Source organism: Streptomyces prunicolor (genome assembly GCF_045162825.1).
GTDB classification, from domain to species: domain Bacteria; phylum Actinomycetota; class Actinomycetes; order Streptomycetales; family Streptomycetaceae; genus Streptomyces; species Streptomyces prunicolor.
The window spans coordinates 10,682,385-10,700,995 of sequence record NZ_CP108676.1 but is presented as its reverse complement, the minus strand read 5'-3'; the positions used below and the strand labels follow the sequence as shown (position 1 = coordinate 10,700,995).

15 protein-coding genes are annotated in these 18,611 nt (G+C 68.6%); 11 read left to right on the top strand and 4 right to left on the bottom strand.

Annotation, left to right across the window (positions count from 1 at the left end; genetic code table 11):
* The first annotated feature begins 113 nt into the window (after positions 1-113).
* On the top strand, positions 114-1,724 hold the full coding sequence (locus tag OG588_RS48410) for an FAD-binding oxidoreductase (RefSeq protein WP_405952892.1): 1,611 nt from the start codon (positions 114-116) through the stop codon (positions 1,722-1,724).
* A complete protein-coding gene (locus OG588_RS48405) occupies positions 1,721-2,485 on the top strand; it encodes an SDR family NAD(P)-dependent oxidoreductase (protein WP_405952891.1) in 765 nt (254 codons plus the stop codon). The genes OG588_RS48410 and OG588_RS48405 overlap by 4 nt, the downstream gene beginning before the upstream one ends.
* Positions 2,486-2,674: 189 nt before the next feature.
* Here OG588_RS48405 and OG588_RS48400 read toward each other — a convergent pair whose 3' ends face one another.
* Positions 2,675-3,664 (bottom strand): PaaX family transcriptional regulator C-terminal domain-containing protein, encoded by a 990-nt coding sequence (locus OG588_RS48400; RefSeq protein WP_405952890.1) that lies wholly within the window; start codon positions 3,662-3,664, stop codon positions 2,675-2,677.
* Between the two features lie 206 nt (positions 3,665-3,870).
* Here OG588_RS48400 and OG588_RS48395 point away from each other — a divergent pair, with 206 nt between their 5' ends.
* From OG588_RS48395 to OG588_RS48365, 7 genes are all read left to right on the top strand, one after another.
* Positions 3,871-4,941 carry an LLM class flavin-dependent oxidoreductase gene (locus OG588_RS48395; RefSeq protein ID WP_405952889.1) on the top strand — a complete coding sequence of 357 codons (1,071 nt, stop codon included), beginning with the start codon at positions 3,871-3,873 and terminating at the stop codon, positions 4,939-4,941.
* 141 nt (positions 4,942-5,082) lie between these two features.
* Complete coding sequence (locus OG588_RS48390; protein ID WP_405952888.1) at positions 5,083-5,853, top strand: alpha/beta fold hydrolase; 771 nt, start codon at positions 5,083-5,085, stop codon at positions 5,851-5,853.
* Positions 5,854-5,878: 25 nt separating this feature from the next.
* On the top strand, positions 5,879-6,778 hold the full coding sequence (locus OG588_RS48385) for an intradiol ring-cleavage dioxygenase (RefSeq protein ID WP_405952887.1): 900 nt from the start codon (positions 5,879-5,881) through the stop codon (positions 6,776-6,778).
* Complete coding sequence (locus OG588_RS48380) at positions 6,775-7,854, top strand: maleylacetate reductase (protein ID WP_405952886.1); 1,080 nt, start codon at positions 6,775-6,777, stop codon at positions 7,852-7,854. Before OG588_RS48385 ends, OG588_RS48380 begins: the two co-directional genes overlap by 4 nt.
* 105 nt (positions 7,855-7,959) lie before the next feature.
* Entirely contained in the window at positions 7,960-9,051 is a 1,092-nt protein-coding gene (locus tag OG588_RS48375) for an amidohydrolase family protein (RefSeq protein ID WP_405952885.1), read from the top strand.
* A 26-nt stretch (positions 9,052-9,077) separates the two neighbouring features.
* Complete coding sequence (locus OG588_RS48370) at positions 9,078-10,049, top strand: CoA transferase subunit A (protein WP_405952884.1); 972 nt, start codon at positions 9,078-9,080, stop codon at positions 10,047-10,049.
* A complete protein-coding gene (locus tag OG588_RS48365; protein WP_405952883.1) occupies positions 10,046-10,870 on the top strand; it encodes a CoA-transferase subunit beta in 825 nt (274 codons plus the stop codon). The genes OG588_RS48370 and OG588_RS48365 overlap by 4 nt, the downstream gene beginning before the upstream one ends.
* Positions 10,871-11,097: 227 nt before the next feature.
* Here OG588_RS48365 and OG588_RS48360 read toward each other — a convergent pair whose 3' ends face one another.
* Entirely contained in the window at positions 11,098-12,585 is a 1,488-nt protein-coding gene (locus OG588_RS48360) for an aldehyde dehydrogenase (RefSeq protein WP_405952882.1), read from the bottom strand.
* A gap of 107 nt (positions 12,586-12,692) precedes the next feature.
* On the opposite strand from OG588_RS48360, the gene OG588_RS48355 reads away from it, so the two are divergent.
* Complete coding sequence (locus tag OG588_RS48355; protein WP_405952881.1) at positions 12,693-13,283, top strand: TetR family transcriptional regulator; 591 nt, start codon at positions 12,693-12,695, stop codon at positions 13,281-13,283.
* Positions 13,284-13,339: 56 nt separating this feature from the next.
* On the opposite strand, the gene OG588_RS48350 is transcribed toward OG588_RS48355, so the two are convergent.
* Positions 13,340-13,990 (bottom strand): TetR/AcrR family transcriptional regulator, encoded by a 651-nt coding sequence (locus tag OG588_RS48350; protein ID WP_405952880.1) that lies wholly within the window; start codon positions 13,988-13,990, stop codon positions 13,340-13,342.
* A 69-nt stretch (positions 13,991-14,059) separates the two neighbouring features.
* Between OG588_RS48350 and OG588_RS48345 the strand changes: the two genes are divergently transcribed.
* Entirely contained in the window at positions 14,060-15,517 is a 1,458-nt protein-coding gene (locus OG588_RS48345) for an MDR family MFS transporter (protein WP_405952879.1), read from the top strand.
* Between the two features lie 97 nt (positions 15,518-15,614).
* Here the strand turns inward: OG588_RS48345 and OG588_RS48340 are convergent, their stop codons facing one another.
* Entirely contained in the window at positions 15,615-18,503 is a 2,889-nt protein-coding gene (locus OG588_RS48340) for an AAA family ATPase (protein ID WP_405952878.1), read from the bottom strand.
* Positions 18,504-18,611: the final 108 nt, after the last annotated feature.

The following is an 18,611-nucleotide window of genomic DNA, read 5'->3' as shown; positions in this document are numbered from 1 at the left end:
GGACAGCCACATGTCTGTTATGTTTCCTCCGCCCAGCCTCCGTGAGCCTGGTCACTACAGAGTCGGCGCGTCCCTTGCCCCCATCGGCGGGCAACTCCTCGGGAGGAGAGAACGTGACAACAGCAAGAGCGGTACCCGAAGGCCTGTCGGAGGCCCAGCTCGATCGTGCGCTGGAGGCTATGCGCGGGGTGGTCGGTGCGGACCATGTGCTCACCGGTGACGAGACGCTCGAATTCCGCGATCCCTTCTGGCACAGCGAGTGGGCGCAGTACGACGCGTCGGCCGTCGTCCAGCCCTCCTCGGCCGAGGAGGTGCAGGCGATCGTGCGGCTCGCGGGCGAGCACGGCGTGCCGATCTGGACGACCTCCCAGGGCCGCAACAACGGCTACGGGGGAAGTTCGCCCCGCGTCCGGGGTTCGGTGGTGATGAACCTGCGCCGGATGAACCGGATCCTCGAAATCAACGCGGAGCTCGGCTACGCGGTCGTGGAGCCCGGCGTCCGGTGGACGGATCTCAACGACGCCATCCAGGCCGGCGGGCACCGGCTGATGCTCACCATCCCCGACCTCGGGTGGGGCAGCGTCATCGGGAACGCGCTCGAACACGGGATCACCTACATGCCGTACGGCGCCGACTTCATGGCCCCCTGCGGAATGGAGGTCGTACTCGCCGACGGAGAACTGCTCCGCACCGGCATGGGCGCCCTGCCCGGCAGCAAGACCTGGCACCTCTACCGGCGGGGCCTCGGACCGACGCTGGACCCGCTGTTCATGCAGTCCAACTTCGGGGTCGTGGTGAAGATGGGCGTCTGGCTCATGCCGTGGCCGGAGACCTTCGTGCCCATCTGGCTGAACGCCTCCAAGGAAACGGATCTCATCCCGATCATCGACACGACCCGCCGGCTGCGTCTCGACCGGACACTGGAGGGCGTTCCGCGCCTGTACAACACCCTCGTCTTCGCCTCGCTCATGGACCAGCGCTCACGCTGGTACAACGGCGACGGTCCGACCCCGGACCACATCATCGACCAGGTCGCGGGTGATCTCGGCTTCGGTCGATGGACCATGAGCATGGCCCTGTGGGACGACAACGTGATCGCCGACTACAAGATCGAAAAGATCACCGCGGCGTACGAGCAGATCCCCGGTGTGAAGGTCCGCTTCAACAAGTACGCGCCCGAGGAGATCCCGCAGCTGGAGAACCACAGCGACCGGGTGCTCGGCGGCGCACCGGCCCAGGAGTGGAACAACATCCTGCGCTGGTACGGGTCCGACGCCGGCGCTCACCTCGGGAACGGGCTGGTCGCACCCCTCGACGGCCAGGAGGCGTTCCGGCTGCACACCCTGATCCGCGGCGTCGTCGAGCGGGAGATGGAGCTGGACTACTTCGCCTCACCGATGGTGATCAATGCCCGCAGCCTCATCCACGCCTGCGGTGCGATCTGGGACATCTCCAGCGAAGAGGACACGCGGCGGGCCTACGCCGGCTGCAAGGCCATCGTGGCGGAGGCAGCGAAGGCCGGCTTCGGCGAGTACCGCGCCCACCTGGACTACATGGATCTGGCAGGCGACACGTACAGCTTCGGCGATCACGCCTACCGGCGGTTCCTGGAGAAGCTCAAGGACGCGGTGGATCCGCAGGGGATCCTCTCCCCCGGCAAGCAGTCGATCTGGCCCCAGTCCTACAGGACCACGAAGAACGAAACAGAGGAGGCAACAGGATGAGCAGGCGTCTGGACGGGAAGGTCGCGCTGATCACGGGCACCGGGGGTGGGCAGGGCAGGGCGGCCGCCATCCGGTTCGCGCAGGAAGGTGCGCTGGTCGTCGGCTGCGATCTGTTCGAGGAGGGCAATCAGGAGACGGTCGAGGCGGTGAAGGAAGCCGGCGGCGTCATGACCGGGATGGCGCCCGTCAACCTCAGCGACCCTCAGGTCGCGCAGGCCTGGGTCGAGGAGGCCGCAGCCGTCCACGGGCGGATCGACGTGCTCTACAACAACGCGTCCTCGCCCAAGTTCGTCCCCATGCCCGACCTCTCGGTCGAGGACTGGCAGTACACCATCCACAACGAACTCGACCTGGTCTTCTACGTCACCAAGTTCGCCTGGCCCTATCTGGCCCAGCGCGGCGGCGTCATCATCAACACCGCCTCCACCTCCGCGCACGTCGCCACAGCCGGGGTTGGTATGGCGGCCCACTGCGCCGCCAAGGGCGGCGTCCTCGCGCTGACCCGCGTCTTCGCCGCGGACGGCGGAGCCCACGGCATCCGCGCTGTCAGCATCAGCCCCGGCGCCATCAAGACCCCGGGCTCCATCAAGGAGTTCTTCCACATCCCAGGCGCCGAGGAGGCCGTCATCGGCCAACTCCTCACCAACCGGGTCGGCCTGCCCGAGGACATCGCCGCACTCGCCGCTTTCGTCGCCTCCGACGAAGCCTCCTTCATGACCGGCGTCGACGTCCTCATGGATGGCGGCCTCACCGCACTCTGACCCCGACACCCCACCCCAGCACGACCGCCACCGAAACGCGCACGGCGCCGTCGTACCAGTAGACCAGCGGAGGGGGTGACCCGCTGGTCTACTGGTACGACGGCGCCTGTCGCTCCGCCAGTCCACGGCGAGCACCCCGCGTCACATGTCACCACTCGGGAACCGTGTTCGCGGACGCGCTGTGCCGGATCAGACGGCCGACTCGACCGGGCCATGCTGTGTGACGAGTTCCGCGAGCTCCGGAGCGTGCCGGGCGATGATCTGCTGACACCGCGCCTTGGCCACTGGAGCCAGGCTGTCATGCAGTTCGAAGAAGAGCCGGCGCATCCGCGAGCGGGGCCAGTCCGCCGGCAACAGCTCCGTCGGCAGGTCCGGCTCGGCGCCCAGGAAGTTCCGCCAGCTGTCCAGCACGTTCGTCCGTGCCACGAGAGCCTGAGACGCGGTCAGCGCACCGCGTCGCGCGTTGTCGAGCACGGGGGAGAACTCCGCCTCGAACTCGACGTACTCCTGCTCCAGCTCCTTGAGGTCCCAGGCCGACATCGCCTGGACAGTGCTCCGCGCGTCGATCTCGGCTCGCATGATGGTGGCCGAGCGCACCCCGAGTTCGGCCAGAACCTCCAGCGCGGAGTCCCGCTTGTCCCAGGGAGAACACCAGAGCCCGTCGTACAGCGCCGCGAACCCGAGCCACCGCAGGTTCGTCCGGATCCCGTGACGCAACTGACGCTCCGCCTCGGGTACCGAGAAGGCGACGACCGTCCACATGCCGTCCCATGGCCCTGCCTCCTGCGCGCCGAAGGCGACGACCTGCTTCCGTCCGTCCTCCAGCAGCGGAATGGCACGGGAATGCAGACCGTAGTAAGTGTTCCTGCCGCGCTTCGACGACACCAGCAAGCCGCGCTTGGTGAGCCGGTTCAGCGCCGCTCTCGCACTCGGCTCACTGATGTCGAACTCGGCGAGCAGCTCGACGAGCGCGGCCGACGGCAGGTGCTCGGTGCGAGTGAACCAGTAGTCACTGAGCAGCGTCATCAGAAGGTGCTGAGGCGTCGTCCCCACCTGGGAGCGCGGCAGCCGGTGGTCTTCCAGCGGATCGGCGCCCTTGGATACCACGCCCGCCTGGCGCTGCGCGACCAGGTCGGCGGCACCGGAATCGGCGGTACCTATGCCCGTCGCTCGCGTCATGAGGCGCTCCGTGCGAACGCGGCCCGACGCTCGCGCGGACGCATATCGCGCCCGCTCGGCCGCTTGCCGGTCGTATGGATCGTTGAGATCGTTCCACTAAAGGTCACGGATGCACTCTATCGCCTCGTCGCCAGACGGGCGGAAAAGGCTGCAGATTTATTTACGCCAGTCTGGCATTGCGCGGTATGTGCTGTTAGGTTCCCGGCATGGCAATCCAGTTCGGTATCTTCGATCACATCGAGCTCCACCGGAACGCATCGGCGGAGCAGGTCTACGAAGAGCGCATCGCGCTCCTGAAGCGCGCCGAAGAGGGCGGCTTCTACGCGTTCCACCTCGCCGAGCACCATGGACACGAGCTGTCCGCCTCTCCCACGGCGACGGTATTCCTGAGTGCTCTCGCGCGCGAGACCACACGCCTCAAACTGATCCCGACGGTGGTCTGCCTCCCACTGCACCACCCGGTCCGGCTCTTCGAGGAACTGGCGATGCTGGACGTGCTGTCGCACGGCCGACTCGAACTCGGTGTCGGCAAGGGCATCACGCCGTTCGAGCACTTGATGTTCGGACATCCCCCGGAGGAAGGTGCGGCGCGCACCAAGGAGATCCTCGGCATGCTGCTCAAGGCGTGGGAGACCGGCATCATCTCCAGCGAGGGTTCGTCCTTCTACGACTTCGCGGAGATGAGACTCCCGTTCAGGCCCGTGCAGCACCCGTACCCTCCGCTGTGGACGGCCGGGAACGCGGAGACGGCCGGTCGCGGAGGACACAACTTCATCTTCCCCGTCCCGATCCCCGCCGAGCTACGGGCCCGCTACGACGAACTGCGCGCGGCGAGCCGGGCAGAACCCGGGCACCAGAACCCGCACGTGAAGGATCCCTGGATCGCGCAAAGCCAGGCGCTCGTCATCGCGGAGACCGACGCAAAGGCGGAGGCCATCGGCCGCCGGGCCTGGGGCGCGTACGGCGAGGTGATGGCCGGGGCGCACGGGACCGTCCCGCCCCACCTGCAGCAGGGGACGCCCGCGCTGGACAACCCGCTCGCCCAGAAGATGATGGCGCTCGATCCCATCGACGACCAACTGGTTGTCACCGGGACCGCCGAGCGGGTGCGCGACTACTACGTCGAGCAGGCCCGTCGAGGGGTTGCCAACTACTTCATGCTCATGATCCCGTTCGGCGACATGACGCACGAAGAGGCCACGTACACGCTGGAGGCGTTCATCACTGAGGTGATCCCGGCGGTTCGCGAGGTCGAGGCCGCCGCCTCGTCTGCCTGAGCCCGAGGCAAAGCACTACCTGCGCGATGCCGGAGACGTTCGTGGGACAGCGTTCCGGTAGCAGTCGTCTCCACTGGAGGCGGGACACAGAAGACCTCCCGGCGGAGCGCCGACCAGGAGGATCGACCGGAGGAGAGACCTGTGACCTTGTCGAGCCGCATGATCCAGGTGAAGGGGCGGTCGACGGAAGCACTGACCGCCGGGCAGCAGGAGCCGCTGGTATTCCTGCATGGCGGAGGCATCGTCGAGGGGTTCGACCCCTTCGCGCCGCTGGCCGAGCGTTTCACGGTGACCGCTCCACTCATGCCGGGCTACGGCGCGACGGAGCTCGACCCTCCGCTCGTCGGCCGCGAGCAGGTGGTCGAGAACATCCGCGACGTACTCGACGAACTCGGCATCCGGCAGACGGTGCTCGTCGGTCATTCGCTGGGCGGATGGCGTGCGGCGGCCTTCGCGGCCCGGTTCCCGGAGCGTGTGACCGAGCTCGTCCTGGCCGCGCCGTTCGGGATGGACGTCCCGGAGCATCCGCTTCCCGACATGATGGCGATGAGCCCGGCCGAACGCCTCGCCGCGTTGACCAACGACCCGAGCATCTGGGAGGGACGCCTGCCGACCGGGCCGGACCCGGAGTTCGAGGCCGCCCGCGGGCGCGAGGGACAGTCGATCATGCGCTTCCATCCGGGCCCGCACGACCCGGACCTGCCGGGCCTGCTGTCGTCGGTCAGCGCGCCGACGCTGCTGCTCTGGGGCGAGGACGACAAGACGATCCCCGCCGGCCATGCCGACGCCTGGCACAAGGCCCTCCCGCACTCGTCGGTGAAGACCTTTCCCGCGACGGGTCACCTGCTCTTCCACGAGCGGTCCGAGGCCATCGCCGCGATCACGGATTTCGTCCGAGCGAGCAGGGCGTGACCGGCCGCCCCGAGGAGCAGAGGGTATGAGCGGCACAACGACGGCCGGGCCGATGTTCAGCGAGGAGCGCTCGGGCGAGGTCGTGGCCGCCAGCTTCGAGAACACCCCCGACCCGCGGTTGAAGCAGGTTCTCACCTCGCTGGCGCACCACCTGCACGCGTTCGTCAAGGACGTGGAGCTCACCGAGGAGGAATGGGAGACGGCCGTCGCCTTCCTGACCCGGACCGGGCAGATGTGCGACGACGTCCGCCAGGAATTCATCCTGCTCTCCGACGTCCTCGGGGTCTCGATGCTGGTGGAGACGATCAACCACCGTACCGGCGGCGTCTCGACGGAGTCGACGGTGCTGGGGCCCTTCCACATGGTCGAGTCGCCGCCCCGGGCACCGGGGGCCGACATCGCCCTCGCCTCCAAGGGGCCGCCATGCCTGGTCACCGGCCGGGTGACCGGCCCGGACGGCGAACCGGTCCCGGCCGCGCTGGTCGACGTCTGGCAGGCCAACGAGGAGGGCTTCTACGACGTGCAGCAGCCCGGTGTCCAGCCCGAGACCAACCTGCGAGGCCTGTTCACGGCCGACGACGACGGGCGGTTCTGGTTCCGCTCGATCGTTCCCCGGTACTACCCCATCCCGGACGACGGCCCGGTCGGAGAACTGCTGGCCGCCACCGGCCGGCATCCCAACCGCCCGGCCCATGTGCACTTCATCGTCACCGCGGCCGGCTACGCGCCGGTGACCACACACCTGTTCGTCGAGGGCAGTCCGTACATCGACTCCGACGCCGTGTTCGGCGTCAAGGAGAGCCTGATCCGGGAGTTCCCGCTGGTCGACGACCCCGAGCGGGCCGCCCGGGCAGGGCTGGCCAACCCCTTTCACACGGTCCACTTCGACGTCACGCTCCAGCGGGAACCCCGGTCCGCACCATGAGGCCTGCCTTCACCTACCAGGCCCTTCCGATGCGGGTGGTCTTCGGCGCCGGTGTGCTGGCGAAACTGCCCGCCGAGATCGACCGGCTCGGCCTCCGTCGCGTCCTGGTGCTCTCTTCCCCGGAGCAGCGGGACACCGGCCGTCTGGTCGCCGACGTACTCGGTGACCAGACGGCCGGGGTACTGGCCGAGGCCCGGATGCACGTGCCGGTCGAGGTGGCCGACCGCGCTCGCGACCTCGCCGCGGAGCTGCGGGCCGACGGCTGCGTGGCCGTGGGCGGTGGATCAGCGGTCGGCCTCGGCAAGGCGATCGCGCTCAAACACGGACTGCCGCTCGTCGCAGTCCCGACGACATACGCCGGCTCGGAGATGACCCCGGTGTGGGGACTCACCGAGAACGGCGTCAAACGCACCGGCCGCGATGAGCGGGTACTGCCCCGCACCGTCGTCTACGACCCCGAACTGACGCTCACCCTCCCGGCCGAGTTGTCGGCGACCAGCGGGATGAACGCCATGGCACACGCCGTCGAAGGGCTCTACGCTCCCGACGCAACGCCTGTCGTGTCCCTGATGGCCGAGGAGGGTGTACGCGCGCTCGCCGCCGCCCTCCCCCGGATCGCCGCCGACGGCGGCCACATCGATGCCCGCGCCGAGGCCCAGTACGGCGCCTGGCTGTGCGGTGCCGTACTCGGCGCCACGACCATGTCGCTGCACCACAAGCTGTGCCACACCCTCGGCGGGACTCTGGACCTGCCACACGCACAGACGCACACCGTGATCCTTCCTCATTCACTGGCCTACAACGCCGGATCCGCTCCTCGGGCGATCGCCGCCCTGTTCCGCGCCCTCGACGCCTCACCCGATCCGTCGAGGGCCTTGTGGGAACTCGCCGGCCGACTGGGGGCGCCGCGGTCGTTGCGCGCACTGGGCATGGCTCGGGAGGACATCCCGCGCATCGTCGAACTGGCGATCACCAATGCGTACGCCAATCCTCGGCCGGTAACCGCGGTGGCCGTTGAGGCGCTGCTCCGCGCGGCATGGGCGGGCGAACCACCTCCGTCGCCACTCGGAGGCTGACCAAACAGAAAACACTCAATACATTCCACGATCGTCACGTATAGTGTTATGCGAATGGGCGGTGCGACCCGGCCCGTTCGCCCCAGGCGCACCAGGGAGACCCGAATGAAAGCCGGCCGGTTCATCGTCGACACGCATGTTCACGCACAGCGGCATGCGGCCGGTAAGGCCGTCCGCGATTCGCTGGCCGCGGCCAACGAGGGCAACTCCGGCGTCAAGGTCAATCCGTGGCGTCAGCTCAACAAGTCGATGTGGACCCTGACCCCCTACGACAACTCTCCACGTCTGCTGTGGGACATGGAGAACTACGACATCGACATGTGTGTGCTGTTGCCCGCGCTCGGCATGACCGACGAGATCAACACCCAGCTCGTCGAGCGGCACCCGGACCGGTTCGTGGCCGAGTGCGCCGCCACCGCCTACACACGTGCCTGCATCGACGGCGAGATCCAGTGGTCCATCAACGGGGCGTGCGACGCCCTCGACGAACTGCTGAGCACCGGCCGCTACCGCGGCATCGGAGAGGTCGCTCCCTATATGCCGGTCGTTCCCCCGGGTACGGACCCGCGCGAGGCGATGGTGAGCGTCGACCAGGCGGTGCGCAACATGATGGACATGTGCGAGATCGCCAAGAGACACGACGTCATCTTCCGCACGCACTCCGGCTGCCCCATGGGCTACGAAGTCGGTTATCACTTCGGGGAGTTGGGACCGGCCAACTACAACATCCTCCTGGTGCACGATCTGGCGACCGCCTATCCCGAGGTCCCGATCGTGATCAACCACGGTGGTGTCCAAGGGCATTGGTCGGAGATCTTCTACGACCAATGCCTCCAGGTGGCCGCGGCGCACGACAACGTGTACCTGGAGACCGGCCTGTGGTGGTCCGAGCTGTACGACAAGGCACTGGCCGACCCGAACATCGGCCCCGAGAAGCTGATCTTCGGCACGGACTGGGGCGCCAGCATCGGCTGTCACTCCCAGCCGGGCCGCCGTCCCGCCAGCTACCCCGTGCAGGACCGGCGATCGGGACCGGTGCGCCACCAGGTGGACTACTGGGGATGGGGGCTGCGCGAGCTCACCAACGTCCGTATGGCACAGGACGACATGAACCTCATCCTCGGCGGCAACGCGGTACGCCTGTACAAGCTGCCGACCCCCTTCTCCCGCCTCTTCCGCCCCACATACCTGGACTGACGGTGAACACAACAGCGAGCACTGCCATGCCCGGCGAACACGTGACCGGCGCTCTCCCCCACCGCGGCAAGGTCAAGTCGATGCGCGAGGCCATCGCAGAACTGCTGGGCGATGGCGACACCCTGTTCCTGTCGGGCATGCAACACGGAGAACCCGCAGCGGCCGTTCACGAGATCCTCCGCCAAGAACAACGAGACCTCACGCTGGTGGCCCAGCTCCCCGAGGTGGCCCAACTGCTCCTGACCGAAGGCCGGGTGTCGGTGCTCAAGCACGCGTACACCAGCGCGCTGTACCCCAGACGCGGTCACCTCGCGGCGCTGGTGGCCGCGCGCGACAAGGCGCTGCGCGTCGAGGAGTACTCCCACGGACTGCTCGACCTCGCCCTGGCCGCCGGCGCGCAGGGGCTGCCCTGCCTGCCCTCACTCAGCGGCCTCGGCACCGACTACGCCCGAGTGAACCCGGACAACATCACGACGGGGTCGTGCCCGTTCACCGGAGTACCCCTCCAATTCGTCTCCGCGATCGTTCCCGACCTGGCGATCGTCCACGTACAGCGCGCCGACGCACTGGGCAACGCCCAGAAGTCCGGCAGTCTGGGAATGGACATCAACGGCGCCCACGCCGCGCGGCGCGTGATCGTGGTGACGGAAGAGGTGGTCTCTTCCGACCGGATCCGCGCCACCCCCGACGCCACGGTGATCCCCGGCCTCGTCGTCGACGCCGTCGTCCACGAGCCGTGGGGGGCCTACCCCCAGCACCTCGCCGGCTGTTACGGCAACGACGTCCCGACGTTCCTCCGCCAGGTCGCGGACCCCGAGTCCTACGAACGCTATCTGCGCGAGGACGTGAGGGGTGTCACCGACCGGCGGGAGCTCATGGAGCTGGTCGCCCGTCGACACGGCGCCGACCACCTGAACCGCCTTCGCGCGGAGGCCGACCGCGACCCCGAACCTGTCGTGGCCGAGCCGCCGCACAGCTCCGGAAGGGGAGCATCGTGACGTCCGCCGTGCCGTCGTACAGCATGACCGAACAGATGGTGTGCGCGACCAGCCGTCTCATCCGGGACGGCGAAGTCGTCTACGTGGGTGTGGGCATGCCGGTGATCTCCGCGCTGCTCGCCAAGCGGACGCACGCCCCCGACTGCACCATCGTGCTGGAGACGGGGATCGTCCGGACGGCGGCGTTCCCCCTCCCCGCTCTCCTGGACACCCTGACCACCCAGGCCGGTGCCGATGTGCTCAGCAGCGCTGGTTATGTCAACGCGCTGGCGCAGCGCGGGCGCATCGACCTCGGCATCATCGGGGCCGGTCAGGTCGACCGCTTCGGCAACGTCAACAGCACCGTGGTGGGACCGTACGACGCGCCGACGCTCCGCTGGCCGGGAGCGGGCGGTGCGTGCGAGATAGCAAGCCTGTGCGGCCGTTTCATCGTGGCCGTCAACCAGAAGAGGCAGCGCTTCCCCGCACGGGTCGAGTTCTTGAGCGCTCCGGGGTACCTCGACGGCGGCCGGCCGGCGCGGGACGCCGCCGGTCTCCGGCCGGGCACGGGCCCGGCCAACGTCATCACCGACCTGGCGACCTACGCGTTCCCTGCCGGAGTCATGCAGTTGGCCTCGGCGCATGCCGGTGTTCCACTCGCCCGAATCTCGGAGGAAACCGCCTGGGCAGTCGTCGACCCAGCCCGGTCCTACCCGACCACAGCAGCGCCGACCGAGGAGGAGCTGCGGGTCCTGCGCAACGACGTCGACCCGAACGGCATAGTCCTGCGGCCGATCCGGCAGCGGGACCGCGGCCCGGTGGAGAAGGCCCCAACCATCTGACCAGGTCCTGTCTGTCGGCGAGCGCATCGTGCCGGAGTTCAGCGATGCCCCTGCTGATACCACCGCAGTTCGTACCCGCATCGTGGAGCTGGACGAATTCACTGCGGTCCACCTATCCACCGGTGTCACCGACGTCGTCCTTCCCGACAGCGAGAAGAACGGCGAGGCAGAGAGGCGGACGGCCTGGTCCGGTCCGCCGCGACGGACCGGACCGGACTGCGCCGCTGCTATCCGTTGATCACGCGGAGGGGTTCGCCGTCGATGAAGATGACGTGGGTGTTGAAGAAGGCGTCCAGTCCCTCGGGGCCGAGTTCGCGGCCGTAGCCGGACTGCTTGACGCCGCCGAACGGCACGCCGATGTCGACGGTGATGCCGTTGTTCAGGTTCACCGTGCCGGAGTTGATCCGCTGGGCCACGCGCAGGGCGTGCTCGGTGTCGGTGCTGTAGACGGCGCCGGACAGGCCGAACTCGGTGCCGTTGGCGATGCGGACGGCCTCTTCCTCGTCCCGGTAGGTCAGGACGGTCAGGACCGGCCCGAAGATCTCCTCCTGTGCGACCTTGGCGTCCGGTGACACGCCGGTGATGATCGTGGGGGCGACGTAGTAGCCGACGTCGTGGCCGGGGGCCCGGCCGCCGCCGACGGCGAAGATGCCGCCCTCCTTCTGTGCGGAGGCGAGGTAGTCCAGGACCCGCTCGTAGTGCTTGCGGGTGACCATCGCGCCGACGTCGGTGGCCGGGTCGCGGGGATCACCGACGGTCAGTGCGGCGAACGCCTCGGCGAGGGCGGAGACGATCTCGTCGTGCCGGTGCTCGGGCACGATGAGCCTGCTGGGGTTGGTGCAGCTCTCGCCGTTGTTCCCGGTGACGCCCGGCACCAGGGTCTCGACAATGCGGTCGAGGTCGGCGTCGTCGAGCACGAGGGCCGGTGACTTGCCGCCGAGTTCGAGAGTGAGCTGCTTGAGGGTGTCGGCGGCCGCGGCGGCGATGCGACGGCCGACCACGGTGCTGCCGGTGAAGGTGATCTTGTCGACGCCCGGGTGGCGCACCAGGTGATCGCCGCCCGCGGGCAGGGCGTTGACGATGTTCAGCACACCGGCGGGCAGCCCGGCCCGCAGCGCGGCGTCGGCGAAGTAGCCCGCGCTCAGGGGCGTGTCCTCGGATGGCTTCATGATGACGGTGCAGCCGGCCAGCAGGGCCTGCGGCAGCTTGAACGCGGCGAGTGCGAGCGGGGCGTTCCACGGGACGATGGCCGCTACGACGCCCACCGGCCGCTTCTCGATGCGTGCGCTGACCCCGGACAGACCGGTGCGCAGTTCGGTGAGTTCCGTCGTGTCCGCCAGGGAGACGTAGTAGCGCAGCAGGCCGGGCATGGTCAGCGCACCGCCGCGGCTCTGCCCGACCGTCAGGCCCGTCTCGGCGACGAGCACTTCGGTGACCGGGTCGGCGTCCTTCTCCAGTTCCTCGGCGAACCTCGTGAGAATCTCGGCCCGCTCGCGCAGGGTCAGTCGCGGCCAGGGGCCGGAGTCGAACGCGGCACGGGCCGCGTCGACCGCCGCGTCGACGTCCTCGAAGGCCGCCGCGGCAGCCGAGCCGATCTGCTTCTCGGTCGCGGGGTCGACGACCGGGATGCGCTCGCCGGTGGAGCCGGGACGCCAGGTGTTGTTGATGAACAGGTCCCGCTCGAACACGGGCGAGGTGGGTGAGGAAGTACTCATGACAGACCCTTCGCTACGGCCAGTAATGAAAATAACTGGATAGTTACCATCTAGCACGCAGGGTCCAAGGTTTGTCAGTAACTGGTTGGTTACCTTAAGCTGACCCCATGGCCTACGACTCCGCGGCAACCCGCGCGAAGATCCTCCGGGCGGCGATCGAGGAGTTCAGCGCCTCCGGTTTCGCCGGTGCCCGCATCGACCGCATCGCCGAGGTCTCGGGCGCCAACAAGCGGTCCATCTACGTGTACTACACGAACAAGGAACTCCTGTTCGCCGCCGCCCTGCACAAGGTCATCAGCGAACTGAACGACGCGGTGCCGCTCACCGAGGACGACCTGCCGGGATACGCGGGCCGCATGTTCGACTACCTGACCCGGCACCCCGCCGCACTGCGCATGCACCTGTGGCGCCAGCTGGAACGGCCCGAGCTGGGCCCCGACGCAGCGGACGTGTACAGCGACAAGATGGCCCGCATGACCGCGGACTCGACCGCCGGGCAACTTCCGTCGACCGACCTGCTCGTCCTCATCACCGGACTCACCCAGAGCTGGGTCCTCGCACCACGAGACCTCCTCACAGCCGCCGACGGCACCGACCCCTACCGGCCACAACGGCTCGCCGAACACCGCGCCGTCGTCGTCGAAGCCGCCCGCCGCCTCTGCGCACCCGACCCGACAGCAGCAGTCGGCCCGACGTAGAGACACGGCCGCCTCAGTGGGTGACCCCAGCTACTCCATGTGCCGCGACGCCGCTCCTAACGCGTGGCGTACGCGCGGATGAACGCGTGGACCCCGTCGATCATGGTCTGGCGGACCTTTTCAGGGTCGGGGTTGGCGGGGACCGGTTGATGGTTGTAGGCCAACAGGACGGTCAGGGCGAAGAAGTGGTCGGCGGCCAGGCGCGCATCGTCCGTGTCCAGCAGGCCGGCGTCGGCGAAGTGGGCGATGCGTTCCGCGAACACTTCCTCCACTGCCCCTGTCGCGATGTCGTCCCGAGTCGTCGGCGTCCGCAGGCGCTCCTGGGCGACGAGGGCGAACCCGGCGGCGTAGTCGGCGGAGCCGACGATCGAGGTGCCGAGGTCGATCGCCAACGCGGTGAGGGCCTGTTCCAGCTGCGGCACCGTCGCGATCCGAGCGCCCTTCGGGAGGTGCTCGTCGAGCGCCCGGCGCGCAGTGGCCACCAGCGACTGGGAGGCGTCCGAGAGGATGGCCAGGAAAAGGCGCCGCTTGTCGCCGAAGTAGTCGTACACGGTGCGCTTTGACACCTCGGCCCGGGCCGCGACGGCGTCCATGCTGACGCGGTCCACTCCTTGGCGTACGAACAGATCCTGAGCTGCGGCGAGGATCGCCTTCCGCTTCTCCAGGGACCCTTCGCGCACCGACTTCGCCGTGCCAACCGTGCTCATCCGTACCTCCAGAGGGCACCCTACACCGGCCGGTGCAGCTACTACACTGCACGGTGTAGTGTGCCCGCCATGACTTCGACAGTGACGGCCACGCAGGCCGCAACGCCGGTGAGTGATCGCCGGCTGAACCTCATCAGCCTCGTCCTGGCGCTCGGAGTGTTCACGACGCTCCTGGACACGACGATCGTCAACATCGCCCTGAACCACCTGCAGACGGTGTTCCACGCCTCGGTCGCTCAGACCCAATGGGTCGCCACGGGCTACCTGCTGGCGTTCGTATCGGTGATCCCGGTGAGCGGGTGGCTCTCCGAACGGTTCGGCGCGCGCAACGCGTGGATGCTCGCCATGGGCACCTTCCTCGTCGGCTCAGTCCTGTGCGGCCTCGCGGGTTCCCTGCCCGCACTCGTCGCCTTCCGGGTGGTCCAGGGAATCGGCGGCGGCATGGTGATGCCGATCACGCTCTCCATCATCACGCGGGCAGCCGGACCGGAACGCATCCACAAGGCCACAGCCGCCGTCGCGCTTCCCGGTCTCCTCGGTCCGATCCTCGGATCAGTGCTCGGCGGCGCCATCCTGCAGTCCCTGAGCTGGCACTGGCTGTTCTTCATCAACGTGCCGGTCTGCGTCGCCGCGCTCGCGCTCGGCCGGACCCTGCTGCCCTCGACCGCCGGACAGCGCGGCCACCGACTCGACATTCGCGGCTTCCTCCTGCTCACGCCCGGTGTCGTCGCCGTCGCCTACGGCATCGGTGAGATATCCGGAAAGGACGGCTTCGCCGCCGTCGGCGCCTGGCTCCCACTCGTCATCGGTGCCGTGCTGCTCGCCGCGTTCACGGTCCACTCGCTGCGCGCCCGTCGTCCCGCTCTCATCGACGTGCGCATGTTCACGCGGCGCAGCTTCGGTCTGGGCAGCGCCATCACGTTCGCGGGCGGGTTCTCGACCTACGCCCTGTCCTTCCTGATCCCCCTCTTCTACCAGCAGGTTCGCGGCGAGACGGTGCTCCACACGGGCCTACTGCTCATCACTCAAGGACTCGGCACGATGTTCTTCGTCGTGGCCGTGCGCCCCTTCGCGGCACGCGTCGACAGCCGCTTCGTCATCGCCGCCGGTGTGGTACTGACCATGCTCGGCACCGTGCCGTTCGCCCTCGCGGACACGCACGGCGGCACGAGCCTGTTGCTGGCCGCCCAGTTCGCCCAGGGAGCCGGCTTCGCCGCCACCACCTTCCCGGTGATGACACTCGCCCTTTCGAACCTGAGCCACGACGAGACTCCCCGAGGCAGTGCGGCGTTCAGCGTCGTGCAGCGCGTCGGTGCGCCCTTCGGCGTTGCGGTCATCGCCATGATCCTTCAGAAGCGGCTTGCGGGTGCGCCCACGCCGACGGACGGACTCTCGGCGTTCTCCGGAACGTTCTGGTGGATCTGCGGCCTCAGCGCCATCCCGCTTCTCCTCGCCTTCTTCGTTCCGGCGGAGAAGCGCACCGAGCCCGTGGAGCCCACCGTGCGTCAGGCCCGCCCCGCTCCCTGAGCAGCCGGTGCTCGACCAGCTCGTCCAGGTCCAACGGCGTACGGGCCACGATCATTCTTACCGGAGCGGCGGTACGAGACATGACAGAGCATCTCGCTCACCCTCGCAGCCCGTGGGTGAACAGACTCACCGCCTGCGCACGGTTGCGTACGCCGAGGCGCCGGTACACGTTGGTCAGCCGTCGTTCGGTGGTGGGCACGCTCAGGTGCATGATCTTCGCTATCTCCGCGTTGGTCCGCCCGGCTGCCGCGTGCCGAATGATGTCGATCTCTTCGGGCGTGAGCCCGGCGCTCTGGAAGTCCTGCGCGGCAGCATCCGCACCGATCTGACTGAAAGTCAATTCCTGCCCCCCGTAACGCTGTTCACCGACCGGATCGGCGGTGTGCGCGTCGATCCAGCGCGACAGGGCCACAATCTGCTCCATCTGTCCGGTCGCGCCGATCCGCTCCGCGACGTCATGCGCCTCGGTCAGCGCGGCCGTCGCGGCGGCCGGGTCGGCGCGGCGCAGCAGGCGTCCCCGCTGGATCAGGCAGTGCACGATCCAGCCCTGGCTGCCGAGGGCCCGACTGATGTGCTCGGCACGGGTGTTGGCGTCGAGAGCCTCCTCGATACGTCCGAGCAGCCACATCGGCTCGGCCAGGAACCATCCCACCGGCCCCACGGGCAGACACGACCCCAGTACGACGAACTGGTCGCAGAACGGGGCCAGTTGCTCGACGGCCGACCGGCATCGCCCCGCGTCGCTGATCAGAGCGCCGGCCCGGGCGGTGATCGCGTGCCAGGTCGACCAGGTGAAGTCCTGGGGCATACGGGCCGCGTCGGGCAGCCGTCCGACGAGAATGCTCACCCGCCGGTGCATGACCGGATCGCCGTACTCGGCCGAGATCACGCACTCCGCCGCCGGCACCAGGCAGACGATATGGGGTGGAGTCTCGGGTGGGAGGGCGGGCAGGTGCAGATTGTGCGGCAGCTCCGAGCCGGTGTGGGCCCGCCAGATCGTGGCGGCGGCCGGAACGACGAAAGCAGCCCGCGACGGTGACTCGACGGATATGAGCCGTAGCGCCTCGACAAGTTCCAGCGCATCGGTGTCCAGGATCGCCCGTCCTACGGTGAGTTCGGCGAGCCGGGCGCGGTCACGGCCGTTGGCAGCTGTGTCCCGCAGCGCGGCGAGCCTGTCCGCCGCGGCGTCCAGTGCTTCTCGCCGCCCGGTCGCCGTCGCCGCGTACACCATCGCCGACAACGCACCGACCGATGTCATGCCGGACAGTCGGCCCGCCTCGGCGCCGATACGCGCGTACGACTCGATCTCATGAGGTATCGGGTTCGCGATGCGCACCCCGAGTGCGGAACTCATCGCGACGGGATCTCCACTCTGCCGGGCGAGTTCCAGGGCGAGTCCCGCAGCCGCCCGATAGGCGGGGGCATCGTCGAGGCAGGTCATGCCCGCCCGTTGCGCCTCCAGACGGGCCCGCAGCGCGAGCGCGCTCGTCGGGCAGATCCGAAGCGCCTGGGCCAGCAGCGCGGCGCGACGCTCGTGGGGCCGCTGTTGCGGCGGGTCGGCTTCCAGGAGTTCGGCAACGACGCGGGCGAACAACCCCCCGTCCCCCAGGTCCCGGACGCGCACCAGCGCTTTCTCCAGGTGCGTCAATCCGACCGAGTGAGCGCCGGACTCGATCGCGCACCGGCCGGCGACCAGCAGAAGGCGGCATTCCCGCTCGGGGTCCGGCTCCGCGGCCAGGCCCCGAGTCGCGAAGACGACCGCGGCCTCGAACTCCTCCTCCGCGCTGAGCCATTCCGCAGCGTCGAGGCAGTGCCGCACGGTCTCCGCTCCGTCCGCACATGCGGCCAGGAGGTGTCGGGCGATTCTGACACTCGTCGCCGACGGCGCGGTGATCTGCCGGGCCGCCAAGGTGGCTGCGAGGCGTCGGTTGATCCGGTTGATCCGTTCCGCCCCCGCGAGCGCCCTCGCGACATGGCCGACGAGAGGGTGAGCAAGGCGGTATCGGGGATCCAACTCGTGATCGCGTACGACGAGGCCCTCACCGCAGAACGAGTCGAGCGCCTCCACGACGGCCGCGCGGGGCATGCCCAGCGACTCGCTGATAAGACAGGTGGTGGTCGGCTCCCCCACAGTGTCCAGCGCTGCCAGCACAGCTTCGCCGGTCGCGACGGCCGCGCTGAGCCAGGGCAGAGCCGACGACTTCACCTCGTCCACGGGATTCCCGGTCCAGTGACAGAACTCCCGTGCGACGCCCGGGTTTCCGCCACATGCGGTTCCGATCGACACGGCGGTCTCCCGGAGCACGCCCGGCAGCCACGCCTCGACCAGGTCCACCATGCTCGGCACCGGCAACGGCGGCAGATCCACATGGGTGGTACCGCCGTGCTCGCACCAGCGCAACCATGGTTGCCGCCCGGGGTCACCCTGCCCGGCGGCGGTGAGGACCAGGAGCAGAGGCACGGCGGCAAGGTCGGGCAACAACCCGTCCACCAAGGCCAGTTGCCCTGGTTCTACCGTGTGGACATCCTCCACGACGACGACCAGCGGCCGGCCGACGCGCCCCGTCGCGGAGAACGCGCCTTGCCAAAAGGTCAACGGATCGACGTCACCCTCGACTTCGGACGACTCGTGCCCGCCGGGATCCGGATGTCCAGACATCAGCTCGCCCAGCACGCGCCGCCACAGCCCGCCTGAACGAGCCGTGCCCCCTGCATCACTCGCATCGGCCGCGACACTCACGCAACTGGCCACCACCCGCGCCCGGTTGGCCAACTCGGCTGTCAGACGAGTCTTCCCCATCCCCGGCAGTCCGGTGATCAGAAGCAACCCGCCCCGGCCGCCCGCGAGTTCGGACAGGGCGTGGTCCACGAGCAGGAGCTCCCACGACCTGCCGACGAGGGAGCCCACCGCGTCGCCGTGCCAGGGCTCTCCGACCAACTGCTCGCCGCCGGGATTCTGGTCCTCGTCGGCTCTGTGAGCGCTCACGGTACCGCTGCCCTCCTTGGGCAAAGAGTCCTGGGAATTCAGAACAGTTGAACTGTGAACGTTCACAGAATCGTTGCACACCAGGCACCCAAGTGGATCTACCAGTGT